The organism is Mesorhizobium sp. ES1-3, assembly GCF_020164795.1.
Lineage (GTDB): Bacteria > Pseudomonadota > Alphaproteobacteria > Rhizobiales > Rhizobiaceae > Mesorhizobium.
On the sequence record NZ_JAIUGW010000007.1, the window covers coordinates 97700 to 120623 of the forward strand.

Here is a 22924-nt window from a genome sequence, read left to right on the forward strand (position 1 = left end):
GAATCCGATGGACTCGGCCTGCGACTCAGGGGCCGATCTCCGTGCCTTTCCATGGGCGAGACGTCGAGCCGGGCAGGCCGGTCATCGCGTTTGCGATGGGCGCATGCAATGCCAAGTCGACGCAAAAAAGGGCGGCTGACGCCACCCTTCCTTGTCTGTCTTCCGTGCGGACCGTTGGTTCCTCTGGACGACGAATCTACCGATCCTCGAAGCCGGTCAGCACGCCGACGGCATTGATGCCGATCTCCTCGACGGCATAGCCGCCTTCCTGAACGAACAGCGTCGGCAGGCCGAGTTTGGCGACGCGCCGGCCGATCTTGGGATAGTCGGGGCTTTTCAGCTTGAACTGGCTGATCGGGTCCTTCTCGAAGGTGTCGACGCCGAGCGAGACGACGACGATGTCGGGCGCGTAGGCGGCGAGCCTGGCGCAGGCATCTTCCAGTGACGCATTCCAGGCCTCCCAGCTGGTGCCGAAGGGCATGGGATAGTTGATGTTGAAACCTTCGCCCGCGCCCGCGCCGCGCTCATCGGCATGGCCGAGGAAGAAGGGGTATTCGACCATCGGATCGCCGTGCAGGTTGAGAACCTGCACGTCGGCGCGGTCATAGAAGATCTCCTGCGTGCCGTTGCCGTGGTGATAATCGACGTCGAGGATCGAGACGCGTTTGGCGCCCTGGTCACGGAACCATTGCGCGGCGACCGCTGCGTTGTTGATGTAGCAATAGCCGCCCATGAAGCCGGCGCCGGCATGGTGGCCGGGCGGACGGCAGAGCGCGAAGGCCGATCTCTCGCCGTCCTTGACCAGGCCGGCCGCGGTCAGCGCGACGTCATAGGACGATTTGATCGCGGCCCAGGTGCCCTCGACGAAAGTGGCGCCGCCGTCGAAGGAATAGTAGCCGAGCAGGGCGTCGATGCGCTTGGGCGGCACGTCGCCGCGCAGGCCGCGCGTCGGCCAGGTGAAGGGCATGGCCGAGCCCGTGAAGCCGGATTCCACCCATTGCGGCCAGACCGTCGGCAGGAAGTCGATGTAGTCGGCTCTGTGGACGCGCTTGGCGGCGGCAAGGTCGTGCTCGACCGGCGCGATGATCGGACCGAGCTTCTCCGTTTCGACCCGCGCCTTGATGAACTCCGCGCGCGAGGGCTTTTCAAAGCCGGGCACGATGGCAGAGGTAACCAGTTCCATCTGGCCGGCGTGGCCGGCGTGAAGCGGCGAATAGACAGTCTTCATAAAGTTCCTCTCGAAGCGCGAAATCAACCAAGATTGAGATAGGGGCTCAGCAGCGCGAGCCACATGGTTTCGACATCGTCCTCGATGAGGTCGAATGTCCTGCGGTCCTTCTTCAGCCCCACGAGCCGGCAGGCATGCCCGACCTCCATCATCACCACGCCGAGCCGGCTGGCGATCTTGCCTTCGAGCGCCGGGTTTACATGCTGCAGCCATGCCGCATAGAGGGCGATGATCTGGTCGTCATATTCGTTCTGGATCGGCCGCAGGTCGGCATTGCCTGAGATGGCCTCGATCACCGGCATCAGGGTGGCGTTTTCGAGATAGAGCTTCGACGTGTCGATGAAGAGCTTGCGCACTTCGCGCCGAAACTCTTCGCGGTTGGTGGGCGGGGCAACCTTGATGCGCCTAGCGATCACCTCGGGAAAGGACGACAGCCAGCGCCGTGCTAGGTCCAGAAGAATGGCTTCCTTGTTGGGAAAGTACTGGTAGACCGAACCGACCGACAGGCCCGCGCGCTGCGCGATGGCGAGCGTCGTCGGCGTCTTGGTTCCTTGCTCCCGCGTCAGGATCAGCGCGGCGTCGAGAATCCTGTCGACCACCTTGCTGGATCGCTGTTGCCGAGGCTGCTTGCGCGGTTCGAGCGCTATCCTGGTTTTGCGGTCGAGACTGCGCTTCACTGCTTGATGCCCTCGTACCCCCGCCTGGTCCCAACACAGGCGGAGCGTGCTGTCCACAATACATTCTAAATCCGGCATGTTGACAAACGCGAATAATCAGTCGCATTCTTTATCCACGCTGTCTCTTGGGATAACAAGGGGAATTTCGAAGACAGCGCGCCGGCATCATTCGTTATCCGACGGTCCCGCTCCGTGGTCTGGCGGGTCGTTGGACGCGAGCTTTGCCGGTCTCAGTCAGTCGTCAAAAGCGCGGAGTCGCGATGTCGGTCACGGGTGCGGGTGATAGTGCGGATCTGATTGTCATCAACGGTCGTGTGCTGACCATGGACGGTGACAATCCCGCCGCCGAGGCCGTTGCCGTCAAGGACGGCGCCATCATCGCCATCGGCAGCAGCACCTCCATCGAAGAGTTCAAGGGATCGGGGACCAAGGTCATCGACGCGCTTGGCGGATCGGTCCTGCCCGGCTTCATCGAAGCCCACATGCATCTATTTTCGGGCGCCGCCGAGCTCGCCCATCTGCAACTGGCCGGCGTGCACGGGTTCGAGGCGCTGCAGAAGGCGATCCGCGGCTATGCAGCAACGCACCCCGACGCGCGGATGCTGGTCGGGCAGAGCGTCGACTATACCGTGCTCGACGACGAGCGGGTGACGCGCCACCATCTCGACGCGATCCTGCCGGACCGACCTTTCGTCATGGCCGCCCCCGACCATCATACGATGTGGGCCAACACCAAGGCGCTAGAACTGGCCGGCATCCTCAACGGGCGCACGCTTGGGCCGGGCAACGAGATCGTCATGGGCGACGATGGCCTGGCAGCGGGCGAATTGCGCGAGGGCGAGGCCTTCGGCCCGGTTCTCGACCTTGCCGGCGAAGGCCGCGTGCGACTGGGCCTGGCGACCGGCGGCGAGCCCGACCCGATGCCGTCGGCCGCCGAACGCGCCGCCGACCGCGACATCATGCGGCGCGGGCTTGCCTGGTGCGCGCGCCACGGCATTACCTCTATCCAGAACATGGACGGCAATCTCTACCAGCTCGAACTCTTGGCCGAGATCGAGGCCGAGGAAGGGCTGCCCTGTCGGGTGCAGATCCCCTTCCACTACAAGAATTTCATGACGCTCGACATGCTCGACAAGGCGTCTGTCATGGCAGAGCGCTACGACAGCGAGTGGCTGTCATCGGGCATGGTCAAGGTGTTCTATGACGGCGTGCTCGATTCCTGGACGGCGGTGATGGTCGAGCCTTATGCCGACCGCCCTGACTGGGTCGGCGAGCCATTGTTCACGCCGCAGCAGTTCATCGATCTGGCTGTCGCCATCGACAGGCGCGGGCTGCAGATCGCGGTTCACTCGATCGGTGACGGCGCCGTGCGTGCCGTGCTCGATGGCTACGAGGCGGCGCAAAAGGCCAATGGCAGGCGTGACAGCCGGCATCGCGTCGAGCATATCGAGGTCACCACCACGGCGGATGTGCCTCGGTTTGCCGAACTCGGCGTCATCGCTTCCATGCAGCCCCCGCATCCGCCGGGCGCCATGGATTTTCCGCTGGAGCCGACCGTGTCGCGCATCGGCCCGGACCGCTGGCCGCTGAGCTATGCCTGGCGGACCTTGAAGAACGCCGGCGCCCATGTCGTGTTCGCCTCGGACTGGCCGGTTTCGCCGATCGACCCGATCCTGGGCATCCAGGCGGCAGTACTGCGCAAACCATGGGCAGAAAGCGATCCCGACCAGAGCTTCTCGCTGCATGAATCGATCGCCGCCTACACGGTCGAGGGCGCCTATGCCGAATTCGCCGAGCACCGCAAGGGCATGCTGAAATCAGGCTATGTGGCGGATCTGGTGGTGCTGTCGGCCGATATCGAGAAGACGGCGCCGGCCGATCTGCACAAGCTGCGGCCGGTGACGACGATCTGCGGCGGCAAGGTCACCTATCAGGCCTGACAATGGCATGATGCTTGCTGGCCAAAAGACTGACTGAACTGTGATTCAATGCCGGGCTTGCCAACCTACCGGGCGTGTGGTCACATCCAACAGGGGAACAGCTCCGCCAGCAAGAGCGGGGTCAACAGTGAGGCGTAATCGTGCCGGACAAACCGGATCGGAATGCGATTGAAGTAGTAAACGTCAGCAAAATTTTCGGATCGGGTGAGGGGCAGGTCGCTGCCCTCGACAAGGTCTCGGTATCCATCCGCGAGAACGAGTTCTTCACGCTGCTGGGACCCTCCGGCTGCGGCAAGACGACCTTGCTGCGGCTGATCGCCGGCTTCGACTTTCCAACCGCCGGCGAGATCCTGCTCTACGGCCAGGACATCGCGCCATTGCCGCCCTTCAAGCGGCCGGTCAACACCGTCTTCCAGTCCTACGCGCTGTTCCCGCACATGACCGTGGCCGACAATATCGGCTTTGGCCTGGAAATGCTGGGCAAGCCGAAGGCCGAGATCAAGGCGCGCGTCGCCGAGATGCTGAAGCTGGTCAAGATGGAAGCGCTGGCCGGCCGTCGCACCGGTCAGATTTCCGGCGGCCAGCAGCAGCGCGTGGCGCTGGCCCGGGCACTGGCGCCGCAGCCGAAAGTGCTGTTGCTCGACGAACCGCTCTCGGCGCTCGACTACAAGCTCCGCAAGGAGATGCAGATCGAGCTGAAGCGTCTGCAGAACGAGACCGGCATCACCTTCATCTTCGTCACCCATGATCAGGAAGAAGCGCTGACGATGTCGGACCGCATCGCGGTGATGTCGTCGGGCAAGATCCTGCAGGTCGGCTCGCCCTGGGACATCTACGACAAGCCGGCGGAACGCTTCGTGGCCGACTTCATCGGCGAAACCAATTTCCTCACCGCCGCCATCTCAGGCGCCGGCAAGGGCAAGGCGCGCGCGACGCTCAAATCCGGTGCGATCATCGAGGCGACCGTCGCAGAAGGCTTCCAGCCGAAAGACAATGCCACCGTGGTGGTGAGGCCCGAGCATGCCAAGCTGACGAAGGACAAGGGCGACCTGTCGGGCACGGTCGAGAACATCGTCTATTTCGGCACCGACACGCATATACATGTCCATCTCGACAGCGGCGAGGCCTTCACCGTGCGCCAGCAGAACACGCGCAGCGCCGGCTGCGGTTTCGATCGCGGCGACAAGGTCGGCATCATGATCGGCAACGACGCCGCGCAAGTGCTGAGGGACTGATGGCGACAGCGGAAGAAGTCGCCAAGGCAGCGGAACGGCGCGATGTCCGTGACCGCTGGCTTTTGTCAGCGCCCGCGCTGCTGGTCATTCTGTTTGCCGCGACCGGCCCGCTGCTGATCGTGCTGGTCTATTCGTTCCTCACCCCCGGCGCCTATGGCGACGTGAAATGGCAGTTCTCATCCGACGCCTGGACATCGGTCTTCCTGGAACGCGATATTTTCGACGACACGCTGTCGCTCGCGGCGGCGCACGTCACCATCGTCTGGCGCTCGATCAAGCTCGCGGTGGTGACGACGCTCGCCACCTTGGCGCTCGGTTTCCCGACGGCCTATTTCATGGCGACGCGCAGCGAAAAGACCAGGGATCTCTGGCTGTTCCTGATCACCATCCCGTTTTGGACGAACCTGTTGATCCGCACCTTCGCCGTGCTGCAGATCATTCGCAACGAAGGCATCGTCAACACGATCCTGCTCAAGCTCGGCATCGTCTCGGCACCGGTCCAGATCCTCTACACCGACACTGCGATCCTCATCGGCATGGCCTATGTCTACCTGCCGCTGATGGTGCTGCCGATCTATGCCAGCATGGAGAAGCTCGATTTTCGCCTCGTCGAGGCGGGCTATGATCTCTATGCGACACGCTTCAAGGTGCTGCGCAAGATCATCTTTCCGCTGGTCAAACCCGGCGTCATTGCCGGCTCGATCCTGGTTTTCATTCCGGCACTGGGCGCCTATGTGACGCCGAGCGTGCTTGGCGGCGGCAAGAACATGATGCTGTCCAACCTGATCGAGTTGCAGTTCGGACAGGGCCGCAACTGGCCGCTGGGCTCGGCGCTGTCGATCACGGTGATGATCATCGTCATGGTGGCGCTGCTTGCCTATGTGCGCAATGCCGGCAAGTCGGGGGTGCGGCATGGCTAGCAACTTCTCCATCAAGCACCAGCCGGGCTTCACCGCGATCGCGGCAACCTGTTTCATCGTGCTCTATCTGCCGATCTTCGTGCTGGTGATCTACGCCTTCAATGCGGCAAGCTCGACCTCGGAATGGGGCGGCTTTTCGCTGAAATGGTTCCAGTCGGCATACCAGAACACGCAGGTCATCGATGCGACGCTGCGCTCGTTCCAGATCGGCTCCATCGCGGCGGTGCTGTCGACCATTTTCGCTACCATGGCCGCGCTCGCCACCACGCGCACGGCGTCCTATCCCGGCCTGACCTTCAAATACGCGGCGATCAACCAGCCTCTGATGGTGCCCGAGATCGTCACCGGCGTGGCGCTGCTGATCTTCTTCTCGCGCATCAAGATCTTCACCGGCTACTCCGGCATCGGCTACCTAGTCGCCGCGCATACGGCGTTCTGCATTCCCTTTGCCTATCTGCCGATCCGGGCGCGGCTGGAGAATATGGACCTGACGCTGGAACGCGCCGCGGCCGACCTCTACGCGACGCCGTGGAAGACCTTCCGCCGGATCACGCTGCCGCTTTTGTGGCCCGGTATCCTGGCCGGGCTGATGCTGGCCTTCGTCATCTCGCTCGATGACGTCGTCATCACCGAATTCGTCAAATCGGGCGGCCAAGACACGCTGCCCACCTACATGCTCGGCCAGATCCGCCGCGGCATCACACCCGAGATCAACGCGATATCGACCGCCTTCCTGCTGCTTTCGGTCGCGATCGTCACGTTGTTTTTCTTCGTCAGCAGGAAACGAGACTGAACCTGAAATGGGAGTTGAAACCATGAACTGGAAGACAACAGCGAGCGCCATGGGGTTGGCGCTGCTCGCTTCGACGGGCATCGCCCGCGCCGATGGCGAACTGAACATCTACAATTGGGGCAACTATACCAGCCCCGACGTGATCAAGAAGTTCGAGGCCAAATACAACATCAAGGTGACTATCACTGACTATGACTCGAACGACACCGCGCTGGCCAAGGTCCGCCAGGGCGGCACCGGCTTCGACATAGCGGTGCCTTCGCAGACCTACGTGCCGATTTGGATCAAGGAAGGCCTCGTGCTCGAGACCGATCCCGGCAAGATGGAGAACTTCAAGAACGTCGCGCCCGAATGGGCCAATCCCGACTTCGATCCAGGCCGCAAATACTCAGTGCCGTGGGCATTGGGCACTGTCGGCGTGGTCGTCAACACCGACGTCTACAAGGGGCCGGCCGACAGCTGGGGCATCATCTTCAACACGCCGGACGAGCTCAAGGGCAAGGTCAACGTCGTTCCCGAGATGAATGACGTCATCTTCGCGGCGATCAAATATGTCGGTGGCCAGCAATGCACCGACGACAAGGCGGTTCTGAAGAAGGTGCGCGATACGCTTGTCGCGGCCAAGCCGAACTGGATCGCCATGGAGTACAACACCATCGAAAAGATGGGCGCCGGCGACTTCAAGGCAACCAGCGACTGGAACGGTTCGGCTCTGCGTCAACGCCTGGCCAATCCGGCCATCCACTACAATTATCCGAAGGAAGGCTATGGCCTGTGGAGCGATAACGTCGTCGTTCTCAAGGAAGCCAAGAACGTCGAGAACGCCAAGCTGTTCCAGAACTTCATCATGGATCCGGAAAACGCGGCGGGCCTCTCTGCCTTCCACCGTTACGCCAACGCCATCACCGGCTCGGACAAGTATATGCCGGCGGACATGAAGGACGCGCCGGAAGTGGTCATTCCGGCCGCCGCCAAGCCACAAGGCGAATTCCAGAAAATGTGCGCACCGGAAATCCAGGACATCTACACCAAGATCTGGACCGAACTGCAGAAGTAGTCACAGACACAAGGGACCCGGCGGCACCCGCCGCCGGGTCTTTTCTTTTCCGGGAATGGCCTTTCATGGACTCCTATCGCAACAGCGATCCGCGGCCGCCGATCATGCAGGGCTCGCCGTCCGCCATGGTGCCGCCCAGGCTCGATTGGGACCGGCCACCGTGGAACCGATGGGCTTTCCAGCATATCAGGGAAATTCTGCCGACCGCCGAAGTCTGGCGTGGCGCTGGTCACCGCCACCGCATCGAACGCGCCGAAGTCGATCTCGACGGGCTGGCGGTAGAAGACAGCGAGGGCAGGCCTTCGACACTCGCCGGCTTGCTCGACGAGACCTATACGGACGGCTTCCTGGTGCTCAAGGACGGCAGGATAGCCTATGAGCGCTATTTCAATGGCATGGACGAGCGCAGGCTGCATCTGTCGCAGTCGATGGCGAAGTCCGTCACCGGCACGGTGTTCGGCATATTGGCCGGGCGCGGCCTGATCGATCCGGCCAGGCCGGTCACCGATTATTTGCCGGAACTGAGCGCGACCGGTTGGGCCGGCGCCAGCGTCCAGCATGTGCTTGATATGACCACCGGCGTACGGTTCTCCGAGGAATACACCGACCGCTATTCGGACATCGGCCAGGTCGATGTCGCCACCGGCTGGAAGCCGGTGCCGCCCGGCAGCGATCCGGATTTCCGCTGGCCTTCGCACATGTTCGAGCTGATCCTGGGCTTGAAAGAGACGGTGCGCCCGCACGGCGCGCAGTTTGAATATCGCTCGATCGAGACGGACGTGCTCGCCTTCATCATGGAACGGGTGACGGGCAAGCGGCTGGCGCAGCTGGTTTCCGAGGAGCTCTGGCAAAAGCTCGGCGCCGACGAAAGCGCCTGCTTCACCGTCGACAGCGGCGGTTATGCGCTGGCCGATGGCGGCTTCAACGCGACGCTGCGCGACTACGCCCGCTTCGGCCAGCTGATCCTCGACAATGGCGGCGGCATCGTGCCGGCCGACTGGATCGAGGCGACTCGCACTGGCAAGCATGGTCCGGATTTCTCCGCCAGCCTGCCCGATGGCAGCTATCGCAACCAGTTCTGGATCGAGAATTCCAGTTCGCGGGCACTGATGTGCCGTGGCGTATTCGGACAGTTGATCCACATCGACTGGAACACAGGAATGGTGGTGGTGAAGCTGTCGACCTACCCGGATTTCAGCAACATGGCCTATTCCGTGGCAACGCTGAAGGCCGTGCACGCCATCGCCGCGGCGCTCGCCTAAACCTCAAGAAGAAAAAGACTGGAAGGAAACGCCATGACCGGCAAGACCGCGTTCGAGACACGATACGGATTCCGCCGTAACGAGGTGCTGCTCGGCAACTGGCGCACGGGCCCGTTCAACCGGTGGTCATTCCAGAATCTCGGCGAACTGGTGCCGACCGCCCGCGTGGCTGCGGCGCCGGGCGTCGTCGAAGCCTCTGTGCGAGACCTCAGTGGCTTGCTCGGCGAGAAGGTCACGGTCGCGAGCGCACCGGAGACGGTGGCTGAATTCCTCCTGCGCTCCAGCACCGACGCGCTGACGGTGATGAAGGGCGGCAAGATCGTTGGGGACTGGTTCGCGCCGCATATGGATTTCGGCGCGCGCCACATCATCTTCTCGATCAGCAAATCGGTGACCGCGATCATCGCCGGCATACTGGAAGGCGAGGGGGCGTTCGACCCTGAAGCGCCGGTGACGCATTACATTCCGGAAGCTGTGGGCTCGGCCTATGGCGATGCAAGCGTGCGGCATGTGCTCGACATGAGCGTCAGCCTCGATTTCGAGGAGGCCTATCTCGATCCGGAAAGCGCCTTCGCCCGCTATCGCCGCGCGACGCTGTGGAATCCCGGCGGCGGCACCGAAAGCCTGCGCGAATTCATCCTGACCCTGCAGCGGCTTGCCGAGCCGCATGGCCAGACCTTCCGCTACCGCTCGCCCAATTCCGACCTGCTCGGCCTTCTCTTGGAACGCGCGTCAGGGCAGCGCTTCTGCGACTTGATGCGCGAAAAACTGTGGCTGCCGCTTGGCGCCGTCAGCGAGGCCTCCATCGGTGTCGACATGGAAGGCACGGCACGCACCGCCGGCGGCATTTCGGTGACGCCGCGTGACCTGGCGCGCATCGGTGACATGATGCGGCAGGGCGGCACGGCCAATGGCCGCCGCATCGTACCCGAGGCCTGGGTACGCGACACCACCGGCACCGGCGGCAGCTCGGAAGCTTGGCAGCGTGGTGCCATGCTGCCGCTGTTCCCGAAAGGCCGCTACCGCAACAAATGGTATCAGACCGGCTTCAAAAATGGCGCCTATTGCGGCATCGGGATCCATGGCCAGTGGCTTTACGTCGATCCCAGGACCGAAGTGGTGATCGCCAAGATGTCGTCGCAGCCGGAGCCGGTCGACGATCCGCTCGATATCGAGATCGTCGCGTTTTTCGAGGTGCTGAGCCGTATGGTCTGACCAGCCCGGACGATCCAATCGTCCGCGCTTTCCTGTGGACCTCCGCCGCCGTTGAAAACGTCGCGGTTGGCGGACTGAACGTGTGCGCTTATGGTCGCCGCTCTTTTCGACGAGAGTGGGAACGACATGGCATCCGACATCAAGCGCATCGCAGCCATCATCGCGGCCGAAATCAAGGCGCGGCCCGAACAGGCGGCCGCGGCGATCGGACTGCTCGATGAAGGGGCGACAGTGCCCTTCGTGGCACGCTACCGCAAGGAGGTGACCGGCGGGCTGGACGACACGCAGTTGCGCGACCTTGCCGAGCGTCTTGTCTATCTGCGCGAGCTCGGCGCCCGCCGCGACACCATCCTGGGCTCGATCCGTGAGCAGGGCAAGCTGACCGAAGAGCTTGAAACCAAGATCGCGGCGGCGGCCACCAAGGCGGAGCTCGAAGACATATACCTGCCGTACAAGCCGAAGCGCCGCACCAAGGCCGAGATCGCCAGGGAGCGCGGGCTGGGGCCGCTGGCCGAAGCCATTCTCAACAATCGTTCGCTGGTGCCGGCAGAAGTCGCGCTCGCCTATATCACCGAAGAGGTGGCAGACACCAAGGCAGCGCTCGAAGGCGCGCGCGACATCCTGTCGGAGCAATTCGCGGAAAATGCCGATCTGGTCGGCAAGCTGCGCAGCTACATGAAGGAGCGCGCCTTCCTGCGCGCCAGGGTGGTCGACGGCAAGCAGGAGGCCGGCGCGAAATTCTCGGACTATTTCGATCATGTCGAGCGTTGGTCCAGTGCGCCAAGCCACCGCGCGCTGGCCATGCTGCGCGGCCGCAACGAGGAGGTGCTGTCGCTCGATATCGAGGTCGACGCGGATGACACCTCGCCGGTGAAGCCGGTCGAGCGGATGATCGCCAATGCCTATGCCATCGGCGGCAGCCTGCCGGGCGATCGCTGGCTGATGGAGGTCGCCGGCTGGACCTGGCGGATAAAACTGTCGCTGCACCTGACGCTCGATCTGATGCGCGACCTGCGCGAGCGGGCCGAGGAAGAGGCGATCCATGTCTTCGCCCGCAACCTGAAGGATTTGCTGCTCGCGGCTCCCGCCGGCTCGCGGCCGACGATGGGGCTCGATCCAGGCATCCGAACCGGCGTCAAGGTCGCGGTGGTCGACGGCACCGGCAAGCTGGTGGCAACGACGACGGTCTATCCGTTTCCGCCGCGGAACGATGTGCGCGGCACGCAGGCCGAGCTTGCCGCGCTGATCCGCCAGCATAAGGTCGAGCTGATCTCGATCGGCAACGGCACCGGCAGCCGCGAAACGGAGAAGCTGGTGGCCGACATGCTGTCGGACATGCCCGCGGGGGCAGGCCCGAAGCCGCTCAAGGTGATCGTCAGCGAGGCGGGTGCCTCGGTCTATTCGGCGTCGGCGACGGCGGCGGCCGAGTTTCCCGGCCTCGACGTGTCGCTGCGCGGCGCGGTGTCGATCGCGCGGCGGCTGCAGGATCCGCTGGCCGAACTGGTCAAGATCGAGCCGAAGTCGATCGGTGTCGGCCAGTACCAGCACGATGTCGACCAGTACCGGCTCGGCCGCTCGCTGGAAGCGGTGGTGGAGGACGCCGTCAACGCGGTCGGCGTCGACCTCAACACTGCCTCGGCGCCCTTGCTGGCGCGCGTTTCGGGCCTCGGCGCGTCGCTCGCCGAAGCCATCGTCGCGCATCGCGATGCGACCGGCCCGTTCGCCAGCCGCAAGGATCTGCTGAAGGTGGCACGGCTTGGGCCGCGTGCGTTCGAACAGTCCGCCGGATTCCTGCGCATTGCCAATGGCAGCGAGCCGCTCGATGCCTCGTCGGTGCATCCGGAAGCCTATGGCGTGGCCAAGAAGATCGTCGCCGCCTGCGGCCGCGATGTCCGCGCGCTGATGGGCGACAGCGCCGCGCTCAAGGCGCTCGATCCACGCGTCTTCGTCGACGAGCGTTTCGGCCTGCCGACGGTGCGCGACATCCTGGCGGAGCTGGAAAAGCCCGGCCGCGACCCGCGTCCCGGCTTCAAGACCGCGACCTTCGCCGACGGCATCGACGACATCAAGGATCTGAAGCCTGGCATGCTGCTGGAAGGCACAGTCACCAATGTCGCGGCGTTTGGCGCGTTCGTCGATATCGGCGTACACCAGGACGGGCTGGTGCATGTCTCGCAACTGGCCGACCGTTTCATCAAGGACGCGCATGAGGTGGTGAAGGCCGGCGACGTGGTGAAGGTGCGCGTCGTCGATGTCGACATCAAGCGCAAGCGCATCGCGCTCTCCATGCGCAAGGATGCCGGCGACGGCGGTGCGTCGAGGAGCGGGCCGCGCGACAATGGCGGCGGCAGGCCGGCGCCACGCTCGCCGGCGCCGCAGCGCCAGTCGGAGCGGCCGGCACAGCAAGGAGCGTTCGGCGCGGCGCTGGCGGACGCGCTGAAGCGGAAGTAGCTACCACGCCAGAACAGCTGGCTCCTTCTCAAGCTGGCCTAGCAGCCAGTCTCGAAAGCTGGCAACCGGCGGATAGCCGCGCTTGTCGTGGGGAACGACGAGGTAATAGGCGCTGCGGCTTTGCATCGGCTGGCCTGGCGCTGGCACAAGCTGGCCGCGCTGTAATTCGCCCTCGATGAGGAGCAGCGGCAGGAGCGCCACGCCGAGCCCCGCCATGCAGGCCTGGGCGGCGGTGCCGAACTGTTCGAACTGCATTCCCGGCCCGGTCGGCGCGTTCAGCTCCTGATGCTCGAACCATTCCGTCCATGCACCGGGGCGGGTCGTCATGTGCAGCAGCGGCAAACGACCGATGTCGGCCGGCGTGGCGATGGCGCGGCCGGCGAGGAAATCGGGCGACACCACCGGCGCCACCGTCTCACGCACCAGCAGCGTCGAGTCGGCTTCCGGCCAGTCCGGCAAGCCGTAGTGGATGGCCGCATCCAGCCTCTCCTTGGCGAAGTCGAAGCGGCCGACGCGGGTTACGAAGTTGATGGTGATGTCGGGATTGCTTTCGACGAAATTGGGGATCATCGGCATCAGCCAGCGCGTGCCGAAGGTCGGCAAAATGGCCAGGTTCAGGATACCGCTATGTCGATTGCTCATCAATCCGAGCGCTGCGTCGCGCAATTGGCCAAGCGCCAAGCGTACCGCTTCGGCGTAGATTTCGCCTGCCGTCGACAGGCGGACGTTGCGGCTGTCGCGCTCGAACAATCGGCGGCCGAACTGATCCTCCAATAGCCTGATCTGCCGGCTGACAGCGCCCTGGGTCAAGTCAAGCTCCTGCGCGGCGGCGGTGAAGGACCCAAGCCGGGCCACCGCCTCGAAGGCAGCGAGGGCGCTGATGTTGGGCAAAAGGCGGCGCTGAACACTCATGATCCATTCCTAACGCTCATTGATCCGTGAAGCAATTTCGTTTGATTTTTTCAGGCCACGGGCCGATAAGCCGGGCTTCACCCTTGTGAGGATCAAGTCATGGCCGCCGACAAGAATGCATTCGACTGGGAAGACCCGTTCCTGATCGAGGACCAGCTTTCGGAAGACGAGCGCATGGTGCGCGACGGCGCGGCGGCCTTTGCCGCCGACAAGCTCGCGCCGCGCATCGAGGAGGCCTATCTCAACGAGACTTTCGACACGGCGATCTTCCGCGAGATGGGCGAGGCCGGCCTGCTCGGCATCAACATTCCGGAGGAGTTCGGTGGCCTCGGCGCCAACTATGTCACCTACGGGCTGGTGGCACGGGAAGTCGAACGCGTCGATTCCGGCTATCGCTCGATGATGTCGGTGCAGTCGTCGCTGGTGATGTATCCGATTTATGCCTATGGCTCGGATGAGCAGCGCAAGAAGTACCTGCCGAAGCTCGCCAGTGGCGAATGGATCGGCTGCTTCGGGCTGACCGAGCCGGATGCCGGCTCCGACCCCGGCGGCATGAAGACGCGCGCGGAAAAGACCGCCAGCGGCTACAGGCTGACCGGCTCCAAGATGTGGATTTCCAACGCCCCGGTCGCCGACGTATTCGTCGTCTGGGCGAAGTTGAAGGGCGAGAACGGCAAGGACGAGATCCGCGGTTTCGTGCTCGAGAAAGGCATGAAGGGGCTGTCGGCGCCGAAGATCGGCGGCAAGCTGTCGCTGCGGGCGTCGATCACCGGTGAAGTGGTGATGGAAGGCGTCGAAGTCGGCGAGGACGCATTGCTGCCCAACGCCAAGGGCCTCGGTGGACCGTTCGGTTGCCTCAACCGGGCCCGCTACGGCATCTCCTGGGGCTCGATGGGTGCGGCGGAAGATTGCTGGCATCGCGCTCGCCAGTATGGCCTCGACCGCAAGCAGTTCGGCAAGCCGCTGGCCGGCACCCAGCTTTACCAGAAGAAGCTCGCCGACATGCAGACCGAGATCGCTTTGGGGCTGCAGGCTTCGTTGCGCGTCGGGCGCCTGCTCGATGAGGGCAAGATGGCCCCGGAAATGATTTCGATCGTCAAGCGCAACAATTGCGGCAAAGCGCTCGACATCGCCCGCCAGGCCCGCGACATGCATGGCGGCAACGGCATCCAGATCGGCTACCACGTCATGCGCCACGCGCAGAATCTGGAGACCGTCAACACCTATGAGGGCACGCATGACGTGCACGCGCTGATCCTGGGAAGGGCGCAGACGGGGATACAGGCGTTCTTTTGAGCGACTTTAAGCCGGCAACGGGTTCTTTAATTTAGGTGCACCGCAACATCCGCTTGGAGAATGGCGGCCAGATGTGTCAGGGTTCGGCCAGCTAAACGCCGATCTACGGGGCCCCATGGCAATTCTGGCAGCCGTCTACCACCTGACCCACTACAAATACGACCGGCCGGTGATTCTGGGTCCCCAGGTGATCAGGCTTCAGCCCGCACCGCATTCCCGCACCAAGGTGTTGAGCCATTCGCTGAAGGTCGAGCCGGCGAACCACTTCGTCAATCTGCAGCAGGACCCCTACGGCAATTTCCTCGCCCGTTTCGTCTTTCCCGAGCCGGTGACGGAACTGAAGATCGAGGTCGACCTCGTCGCCGATATGACCGTCTACAATCCGTTCGACTTCTTCGTCGAGCCGTCGGCCGAGGCGTTCCCGTTCGATTATCCCGAAGAAATCAGGGATGATCTCGCCATCTACCGGACACCGGAGCCGGCGGGGCCGCTTCTCTCGGCTTTCCTGGAATCCGTCGATCGCAGCGCGCCCAACACGGTCAATTTCCTCGTCGACCTCAATGCGCGTCTGCAGCGCGAGATCGCCTATATCGTGCGCATGGAGACAGGCGTCTTCTCGCCGGAGGAAACGCTGGCGGCGGCCAAGGGCTCCTGCCGGGATTCGAGCTGGCTTCTGGTGCAGATCCTGCGCAATCTCGGCATCGCCGCGCGCTTCGTCTCGGGCTATCTGATCCAGCTCAAGCCCGACCTTGTCGCGCTCGATGGGCCGGCCGGCACATCGGTCGATTTCACCGACCTGCATGCCTGGTGCGAGGTCTATCTTCCCGGTGCCGGCTGGATCGGTTTCGACCCGACCTCCGGTCTGCTCACCGGCGAGAGCCATGTTCCGCTGGCCGCCACGCCGCATTTCCGCAATGCGGCACCCATTTCGGGCATGGCGAGCTTTGCCAATGTCGAGTTCGGCTTCGCGATGCGGGTCGACCGCATCGCCGAACATCCGCGCATCACCAAGCCGTTCTCGGATGAAAGCTGGCAGGCGCTCGACGCGCTCGGCAACAAGGTCGATGCCGCGCTCGAGGCCGGGGATGTGCGGTTGACCATGGGCGGCGAGCCGACCTTCGTATCGATCGACGATTTCGAATCCGCCGAGTGGAACACCGCCGCCGTCGGCCCGACCAAGCGTGAAAAGGCCGACGCGCTGATCCGCCGCCTACGCGAGCGTTTCGCGCCCGGCGGCTTTCTGCATTACGGCCAGGGCAAATGGTATCCCGGTGAAAGCCTGCCGCGCTGGACCTTCTCGCTCTTTTGGCGTGCCGACGGCGAGCCGGTGTGGAGCGACCCGTCGCTGATCGCGCGGGAGAAAAGCTCGGCTGATGTCGGGCCGAAACAGGCCGAAAGGCTGCTGACGGCGATCGCCGGCGAGCTCGGCATCGACACCTCCATGGTCAGCGAAGCCTATGAGGACCCAGCCGAATGGCTGCTCAAGGAAGGCAAGCTGCCCGAGAATGTCGACCCGTCTAACTCCAAGCTGGAAGATCCGGAGGAACGCAGCCGCATGGCGAGAGTGTTCGAGCGCGGGCTGACTAAGCCGTCGGGCTATGTGCTGCCGGTGCAGCGCTGGAACAGCCAGGCGTCCGATCCGCGCTGGCGCTCGGAAAAATGGAAGACGCGGCGCGGCCGGCTGTTCCTGGTGCCGGGCGATTCCCCGGTCGGCTATCGTCTGCCGCTGGGCACGCTGCCCTATGTGCCGCCGGCGCAGTTCCCCTACATCGTGCCTGTCGATCCATCGCTGCCACGTGGCCCGCTGCCCGTGCGGGAAGCGATCTTGCCTACTGCCGCTCCAGCCGAACTGGAAGGCGCCGACGAAATGGCCCGCCGCCAGCAGGCGGCCTCGTTCACGGCGGCGACCGGCCAGCAGGAGAGGGTCGAGCAGGAGATCACCGAGATCGGCGGCGCGGTGCGCACGGCGCTTTCGGTCGAACCGCGTGACGGCAGGCTGTGCGTTTTCATGCCGCCGGTCGAGGCGCTCGAGGATTATCTCGAACTCGTCGCCGCCGCCGAGAACGCGGCAAAGGCGATTGGCCTTCCCGTGCATATCGAGGGCTACGGCCCGCCGCACGATCCGCGCCTCAACGTCATCCGCGTCGCGCCCGACCCCGGCGTCATCGAGGTCAACATTCATCCCGCCTCGAATTGGCAGGATTGCGTGGCGACGACGACGGCGATCTATGACGAGGCGCGGCAGACGCGGCTTGGCGCCGACAAGTTCATGATCGACGGCCGCCACACCGGTACCGGCGGCGGCAACCATGTCGTGGTCGGCGGCGCCACACCTAATGACAGCCCGTTCCTGCGCCGGCCCGATCTGTTGAAAAGCCTGGTGCTGCAATGGCAGCGGCGTCCCTCGCTGTCCTATCTGTTCTCCGGTCTGTTCATCGGCCCGACCAGTCAGGCGCCGCGCTTCGACGAGGCGCGGCACGATTCGCTCTATGAGCTCGAGATCGCCATGGCGCAGGTGCCGCATCCCGACCAGGGGGCCGCACCCTTGCCATGGCTGGTCGACCGCCTGTTCCGCAATCTGTTGACCGATGTCACCGGCAATACGCACCGCTCGGAAATCTGCATCGACAAGCTGTTTTCCCCGGATGGTCCAACCGGCCGGCTTGGCCTTGTCGAATTCCGTGGATTCGAGATGCCACCCAATGCGCGCATGTCTCTCGCGCAGCAATTGCTGGTGCGGGCCATCATCGCAAGCGCCTGGAAGAACCCGCTCGACGGACGCTTCGCGCGCTGGGGCACCTCGCTGCATGACCGCTTCATGCTGCCGCACTATGTCTGGGCGGACTTTCTCGATGTGCTCGACGACCTCAAGCTCAATGGTTTCGAGTTCCGGCCCGAATGGTTCGACGCCCAGCTCGAATTCCGCTTTCCCTTCTGCGGCGAAGTCCAGCATGCCGGCATCAAGCTGGAGCTCAGGCAGGCACTGGAACCATGGCATGTGATGGGCGAGCAAGGCGCGATCGGCGGCACCGTGCGTTTCGTCGATTCCTCGGTCGAACGGCTGCAGGTCAAGACCGAAGGCCTCAATCCGGAGCGCCATGCGATCGTCTGCAACGGCCGCATCGTGCCGATGAGGGCAACCGACAACCGGGAGGTCGCGGTGGCGGGTGTGCGCTTCAAGGCCTGGCAGCCGGCCTCGGGTCTGCATCCGGCCCTTCCGGTCAACACGCCGCTGGTGTTCGACATCTATGACCGCTGGTCCGGCCGGGCGGTCGGTGGCTGCGTCTACCATGTCGCGCATCCCGGTGGGCGCAGCTACGACACCTTCCCGGTCAACGGCAACGAGGCGGAGGCACGGCGGCTCGCCCGCTTCGAACCGCGCGGCCATACCCCGTCCGGCTATGTGTTGCGCGAAGAACAGCCGGGGGAAGACTTCCCGATGACCCTTGACCTCAGACGTCCACCAAGACTGTGATCTGACATGGCAAAGGGGAATCACAAAAGGGTACGCGGCAAGCCGCAGGCCCATAGCCTGCTGGAGCACTACCAGCCGATCGATGGCGTCGTCGACGAGATGGTCGACGCGTCGGGCAATCCCCGCCCGGTCTGGAAGGATTTTGTCGAGGCGCTGGACGAACTCGGTGCCGAAAAGCTCGGCCAGCGTTTCGCCCGCGCCGACCAGTATCTGCGCGATGCCGGCGTCTACTACCGCGTCTATGACAAGGCGGGCGCCAACGAGCGCGAATGGCCGCTGGCGCACATCCCTGTGCTCATCGAGGACAGCGAGTGGCAGGCGATCAGCGCCGGCCTGGTGCAGCGCGCCGACCTGTTCGAGGAAATTGTCGCCGATATCCATGGGCAGAACCGGCTGGTCGAAAAAGGCATCCTGCCGGCAGGGCTGATCGCGGCGAGTCCTGAATATTTGCGGCCCGTGGTCGGCACCAGGCCGGCCGGAGGGCATTTCCTGCATTTCTGCGCCTTCGAACTCGGCCGAGGCCCGGATGGCCGTTGGTGGGTGTTGGGCGACCGCACCCAAGCGCCTTCGGGCGCCGGCTTCGCGCTGGAGAACCGTGTCGCCACCACGCGCGCTTTGTCCGACATTTATGGCGAGATGCATGTGCACCGGCTCGCCGGCTTCTTCCGTCGCTTTCGCGATGCGCTGATCGGCATGGCAAAGGAGAGCGACGGCCGCGTCGCCATCTTGACGCCGGGACCGCTCAACGAAACCTACTATGAACACGCCTATATCGCCCGCTACCTCGGCATCATGCTGCTCGAAGGCGAGGACCTGACCGTTTCCGGCGGCAGGCTGATGGTGCGCACCGTGTCGGGCCTGATGCCGATCAGCGTGCTGTGGCGGCGGCTCGACGCCGCCTTCGCCGATCCGCTCGAACTGCGCGCGGATTCGCAGATCGGCACGCCGGGCCTGGTCGAAGCGATCCGGCAAGGCACGGTATCCACCGTCAATGCGCTTGGCTCCGGCCTGATGGAGACGCGTGCGCTGCTTGCCTTCCTGCCCAAGATCGCGCGTGAATTGTGGGGCGAGGAGCTGCTTTTGCCCAGTGTGGCGACATGGTGGTGCGGGCAGGAGACGGAGCGCGCCCATGTGCTCGCCAATATCGACCGGATGGTGGTCGGCCCGGCGCTGTCGACGAGACTTGCCTTCGAGGATGACGGACAGACAAAGCTCGGCTCGGCGCTATCGGCCGGGGAACGGGCGGAACTGGTGGCGCGCATCGAACGCGATGGCGAGGCCTTCGTCGGCCAGGAAGCGGTGACGCTTTCGACGACACCCGTCTATGTCGGCGGCTGGCTGGAACCGCGGCCGGCGAGCTTGCGCGTCTATCTGGCGCGCACGCTCGAGGGATGGACTGTGATGCCGGGCGGTTTCGCCCGAGTCGGCATGTCGCTCGACCCGACGGCGATGGCCATGCAGCGCGGCGGCCAGGCGGCTGATGTCTGGGTGGTCAGCGACAGACCGGTCGAGCGCGAGACGCTGCTACCGCAGGAGGGCGACAGTTTCAATCGCACCAAGCCGGGTAGCCTGCCCAGCCGCGCGGCGGAAAACCTGACCTGGCTTGGCCGCTATATCGAACGCTCGGAAGACACCGTGCGCATCCTGCGCGCCTATCATGTGCGGCTCGCCGAAACATCCGATCCCGACATGCCTCTGCTGGCAGATATCAGGGACTATCTCGAGCCGTTCGGCATCGATGTCGAAACGGCGATCCCGTCAGGATTGATCGGCATGCTCGACAGCGCCGTCTACAGCGCCGGCCAGATCCGCGATCGTTTCTCGCCGGATGGCTGGCTGGCGCTCAAGGATTTGTCGAAGACGATCCATCGGTTCGCCACCACCGTGGCGCCCGGCGACGACGCGACGCGGGCCATGACGGTGATTCTGCGCAAGCTTGCCGGATTCTCAGGCCTGCTGCACGAGAACATGTACCGTTTCGCCGGCTGGCGCTTCCTCGAGATCGGCCGGCGGCTGGAGCGCGGCATCCAGATCGCCAGCACGCTGGCCCGACTGACCGGTGGCACGGCGCCGGATGGCGCGCTGGACATGATGCTGGAGATCGGCGACAGCGTCATGACCCATCGCCGGCAATATCCGGTGCAGGCCGGCCGGCGCACTGTGATCGATCTCCTGGCGCTCGATCCGCTCAATCCACGCTCCATCCTGTTCCAATTGGAACGGCTGAAAGCCGAGATAGGACTGTTGCCGGCGACCGGCGGCGAGGGGCACATGTCGGCGGCGGCCAAGGAGATCCTGCAGCTCAACACCGCCATCGCCATCAAGGAGCCGGCTGACATGACGACGAAGGCGCTGAACGAACTCGCCAGCGAAATCGGCGGCCTCTACAACAGCCTCGCCAGAGCCTATTTCGGCTAGAAAACAATGGCCATGCTGTACGACATCAGGCTTCTGCTCCATTACGACTATGCCGCCGCTGCCGGCGGCGGTCGGCATCAGGTGCGGGTGCTGCCGCCGACCATTGGCGACGTGCAGCGTGTCATCGCCGCTTCGCTTTCCTTTGAGCCGGCGCCCAATGAACGATCCGACTTCACCGATTTTTTCCGCAACAACGTCACCTCGATCGCGTTTCGCGACGCGCATGAAGCGCTCGACATAAGGATGAGCGCGCGCGTATCGGTGTCGCGGCCAGAGCCTGGGCTCGACGTGTCGCCCGATATTGGCCGGCTCAGGCAGGAACTGGCCGCCGTGCGGTCGCTGGCACCGGCATCGCCGCATCACTTCTTGGTGGCAAGCGGTCATGCCGGAATGGATGCGGCGATCACCGCCTATGCGCAAGACAGCATCGGTGGCTCGACCGCAGGCACGGCGATGAGCCTCTGCAAGCGCATCCACCATGATTTCACCTATGATGGCGAAGCGACCACGGTGCGAACCCGGGCCAGCGATGCCTTCCGGCTGAAGCGGGGCGTCTGCCAGGATTTCTCCCACATCATGATCGCCGGGCTACGCGGTCTCGGCATTCCGGCCGGCTATGTCAGCGGCTTCCTGCGCACCATTCCGCCCAAGGGCAAGCCCCGGCTGGAAGGTGCGGACGCCATGCATGCCTGGGTCAAGGTCTGGTGTGGACGCGATGCCGGCTGGCAGGAGTTCGACCCGACCAACGGCATGCGGGCCTCCAACGACCATATCACCGTCGGTTACGGGCGCGACTATTCGGATGTGGCGCCCATCGTCGGTGTGCTGAAGACGACCGGCGGACAGGTCGGGGAGCAGGCTGTCGACGTCATCCCGGTGGTACTCGAAAAGGCGTGAAACGGGGGCGTGCCAACTTGTCCGGCATGGATAGACAAAACGTCTTCTCAAACCTGAACGTGGCAGCTACTCTGTCTTCGTTTTGTTGAAGGAGACAATAGGTGTATTCTTAAAGCGCACGGGGCGGGTGCTGTGTAATTTGAAAACGGTTAGCGTAATTATTCCCGCGCACAATGCGGCAGCAACTATCGCGACGACGTTGGCGTCACTCTGCGGCGAAGCCGAGGTCATCGGCGAGGTCCTTCTGGTGGACGATGGATCCACTGATGATACTGTCGCCGATGCGCAGCAGGCGGCCGCTCGACTTTTGCTCCCGTTGCGCGTGTTGGCAGCCAGTTGCCGCGATGCCGGCGGTGCCCGTAACGTGGCGCTGGCGCAAGCGCGCCATCCTTGGGTGTATCTGATCGACGCCGACGACCTGCATCTTCGGGGCGGGTTGGGCGCGTTGCTGCGGCAGGCGGAGACCCAGCCGAAAGCCGACATGATCGTGGGCGCCTACCGGCGACGGGTGAGTGGCCAGGACCGGCAGATCAAGGTGCCGAACGGCTATCAGGCTGCGTGCCTGGCAAACGCTTCGGCCTATGTGAAGGGCGATATACGTTCGGTCGCTGTGGGCAGTGTGCTGGCATCCCGGCACCTGATCGGGGAGACGCGGTTTCCGGTCGGGCTGGCCTATGACGAGGACACGCTGTTCTGGGCGCGGCTGATGAGCAAAGCATCGCTGGCAATGATTCAGCAGCCCGTCATGATCTATGAGGTCTCGCCGGAACGATCCGACGATCGTTTCGCGATCAACCCGGTGCGGCGCTTCCTGGAGTGGCGCCGGCAACTGCGCACCCTGGCCGACTGCGACATCCCGCTCTCGGCGCTCAAGACCAGGGAGGGCCTTGTCGCGCTCAAGATCGCTCGTGTCCATTATGCACGGGGCGACCTGAACATGGCGGCGCGCTTTCTCGCAATAGCCTCGGCGGCGCCGAAGCGGCGCTCGGAAGCTTGGCGCTGCCTGCGCTACAAATTCAAGCTCGCGGCGCGTCGCCGGCTGTCCTTTCCGGTCACTCAGATGCGAAGCGCATTGTAGGCCTTGCCGACGCGAGCGGGATAGCCTGCTTTCCAGACGGGGTGTGGAACCAGCCGTCAGCCCGCAGCTT

At 64.0% G+C, this 22924-nt stretch carries 16 protein-coding genes; 13 read left to right on the forward strand and 3 right to left on the reverse strand.

What is annotated here, in order from left to right; all coding sequences use genetic code 11:
* Positions 1-196: 196 nt before the first annotated feature.
* Together LB536_RS12735 and LB536_RS12740 are read right to left on the reverse strand one after the other, a co-directional pair.
* On the reverse strand, positions 197-1228 hold the full coding sequence (locus tag LB536_RS12735; RefSeq protein ID WP_140810502.1) for a histone deacetylase family protein: 1032 nt from the start codon (positions 1226-1228) through the stop codon (positions 197-199).
* 23 nt (positions 1229-1251) lie between these two features.
* Entirely contained in the window at positions 1252-1905 is a 654-nt protein-coding gene (locus LB536_RS12740) for a TetR/AcrR family transcriptional regulator (protein ID WP_127869864.1), read from the reverse strand.
* Positions 1906-2165: 260 nt separating this feature from the next.
* Here LB536_RS12740 and LB536_RS12745 point away from each other — a divergent pair, with 260 nt between their 5' ends.
* From LB536_RS12745 to LB536_RS12780, 8 genes are all read left to right on the forward strand, one after another.
* Positions 2166-3845: an amidohydrolase gene (locus tag LB536_RS12745; protein WP_224592707.1), complete on the forward strand. Its 1680-nt coding sequence runs from the start codon at positions 2166-2168 to the stop codon at positions 3843-3845.
* A gap of 140 nt (positions 3846-3985) precedes the next feature.
* The gene (locus LB536_RS12750) at positions 3986-5080 is read left to right on the forward strand and encodes an ABC transporter ATP-binding protein (protein ID WP_140755882.1); all 1095 of its coding nucleotides are present in this window, start codon (positions 3986-3988) and stop codon (positions 5078-5080) included.
* The gene (locus LB536_RS12755; RefSeq protein ID WP_140755880.1) at positions 5080-6000 is read left to right on the forward strand and encodes an ABC transporter permease; all 921 of its coding nucleotides are present in this window, start codon (positions 5080-5082) and stop codon (positions 5998-6000) included. The genes LB536_RS12750 and LB536_RS12755 overlap by 1 nt, the downstream gene beginning before the upstream one ends.
* Positions 5993-6793, forward strand: a complete 801-nt coding sequence (locus LB536_RS12760; protein ID WP_140755878.1) for an ABC transporter permease — start codon at positions 5993-5995, stop codon at positions 6791-6793. The genes LB536_RS12755 and LB536_RS12760 overlap by 8 nt, the downstream gene beginning before the upstream one ends.
* Positions 6794-6815: 22 nt before the next feature.
* Positions 6816-7850 carry an extracellular solute-binding protein gene (locus LB536_RS12765; RefSeq protein ID WP_140755876.1) on the forward strand — a complete coding sequence of 345 codons (1035 nt, stop codon included), beginning with the start codon at positions 6816-6818 and terminating at the stop codon, positions 7848-7850.
* Between the two features lie 65 nt (positions 7851-7915).
* A complete protein-coding gene (locus LB536_RS12770) occupies positions 7916-9112 on the forward strand; it encodes a serine hydrolase domain-containing protein (protein WP_224592710.1) in 1197 nt (398 codons plus the stop codon).
* Positions 9113-9145: 33 nt separating this feature from the next.
* Complete coding sequence (locus LB536_RS12775; RefSeq protein ID WP_224592713.1) at positions 9146-10327, forward strand: serine hydrolase domain-containing protein; 1182 nt, start codon at positions 9146-9148, stop codon at positions 10325-10327.
* A gap of 126 nt (positions 10328-10453) precedes the next feature.
* Positions 10454-12778, forward strand: a complete 2325-nt coding sequence (locus tag LB536_RS12780; protein WP_224592716.1) for a Tex family protein — start codon at positions 10454-10456, stop codon at positions 12776-12778.
* On the opposite strand, the gene LB536_RS12785 is transcribed toward LB536_RS12780, so the two are convergent.
* Positions 12779-13690: a LysR family transcriptional regulator gene (locus tag LB536_RS12785; RefSeq protein ID WP_224592719.1), complete on the reverse strand. Its 912-nt coding sequence runs from the start codon at positions 13688-13690 to the stop codon at positions 12779-12781.
* A gap of 99 nt (positions 13691-13789) precedes the next feature.
* Between LB536_RS12785 and LB536_RS12790 the strand changes: the two genes are divergently transcribed.
* The 5 genes from LB536_RS12790 (at position 13790) to LB536_RS12810 (ending at position 22854) form a co-directional block, all read left to right on the forward strand.
* Positions 13790-14986 carry an acyl-CoA dehydrogenase gene (locus LB536_RS12790; protein ID WP_224592722.1) on the forward strand — a complete coding sequence of 399 codons (1197 nt, stop codon included), beginning with the start codon at positions 13790-13792 and terminating at the stop codon, positions 14984-14986.
* A gap of 115 nt (positions 14987-15101) precedes the next feature.
* Entirely contained in the window at positions 15102-18461 is a 3360-nt protein-coding gene (locus LB536_RS12795) for a DUF2126 domain-containing protein (RefSeq protein ID WP_224592724.1), read from the forward strand.
* A 6-nt stretch (positions 18462-18467) separates the two neighbouring features.
* Positions 18468-20879, forward strand: a complete 2412-nt coding sequence (locus LB536_RS12800) for a circularly permuted type 2 ATP-grasp protein (RefSeq protein ID WP_224592727.1) — start codon at positions 18468-18470, stop codon at positions 20877-20879.
* A 12-nt stretch (positions 20880-20891) separates the two neighbouring features.
* A complete protein-coding gene (locus tag LB536_RS12805; protein WP_140810487.1) occupies positions 20892-21776 on the forward strand; it encodes a transglutaminase domain-containing protein in 885 nt (294 codons plus the stop codon).
* 139 nt (positions 21777-21915) lie between these two features.
* The gene (locus LB536_RS12810) at positions 21916-22854 is read left to right on the forward strand and encodes a glycosyltransferase family 2 protein (protein ID WP_224592730.1); all 939 of its coding nucleotides are present in this window, start codon (positions 21916-21918) and stop codon (positions 22852-22854) included.
* The last annotated feature ends 70 nt before the right edge of the window (positions 22855-22924 follow it).

Bases quoted from the DNA above. Each gene is read 5' to 3' on its own strand.
- LB536_RS12735 (WP_140810502.1), bottom strand. From the start codon at position 1,228: ATGAAGACTGTCTATTCGCCGCTTCACGCCGGCCACGCCGGCCAGATG.
- LB536_RS12745 (WP_224592707.1), top strand. From the start codon at position 2,166: ATGTCGGTCACGGGTGCGGGTGATAGTGCGGATCTGATTGTCATCAAC.
- LB536_RS12755 (WP_140755880.1), top strand. From the start codon at position 5,080: ATGGCGACAGCGGAAGAAGTCGCCAAGGCAGCGGAACGGCGCGATGTC.
- LB536_RS12760 (WP_140755878.1), top strand. From the start codon at position 5,993: ATGGCTAGCAACTTCTCCATCAAGCACCAGCCGGGCTTCACCGCGATC.
- LB536_RS12765 (WP_140755876.1), top strand. From the start codon at position 6,816: ATGAACTGGAAGACAACAGCGAGCGCCATGGGGTTGGCGCTGCTCGCT.
- LB536_RS12770 (WP_224592710.1), top strand. From the start codon at position 7,916: ATGGACTCCTATCGCAACAGCGATCCGCGGCCGCCGATCATGCAGGGC.
- LB536_RS12775 (WP_224592713.1), top strand. From the start codon at position 9,146: ATGACCGGCAAGACCGCGTTCGAGACACGATACGGATTCCGCCGTAAC.
- LB536_RS12780 (WP_224592716.1), top strand. From the start codon at position 10,454: ATGGCATCCGACATCAAGCGCATCGCAGCCATCATCGCGGCCGAAATC.
- LB536_RS12785 (WP_224592719.1), bottom strand. From the start codon at position 13,690: ATGAGTGTTCAGCGCCGCCTTTTGCCCAACATCAGCGCCCTCGCTGCC.
- LB536_RS12790 (WP_224592722.1), top strand. From the start codon at position 13,790: ATGGCCGCCGACAAGAATGCATTCGACTGGGAAGACCCGTTCCTGATC.
- LB536_RS12795 (WP_224592724.1), top strand. From the start codon at position 15,102: ATGGCAATTCTGGCAGCCGTCTACCACCTGACCCACTACAAATACGAC.
- LB536_RS12800 (WP_224592727.1), top strand. From the start codon at position 18,468: ATGGCAAAGGGGAATCACAAAAGGGTACGCGGCAAGCCGCAGGCCCAT.
- LB536_RS12805 (WP_140810487.1), top strand. From the start codon at position 20,892: ATGCTGTACGACATCAGGCTTCTGCTCCATTACGACTATGCCGCCGCT.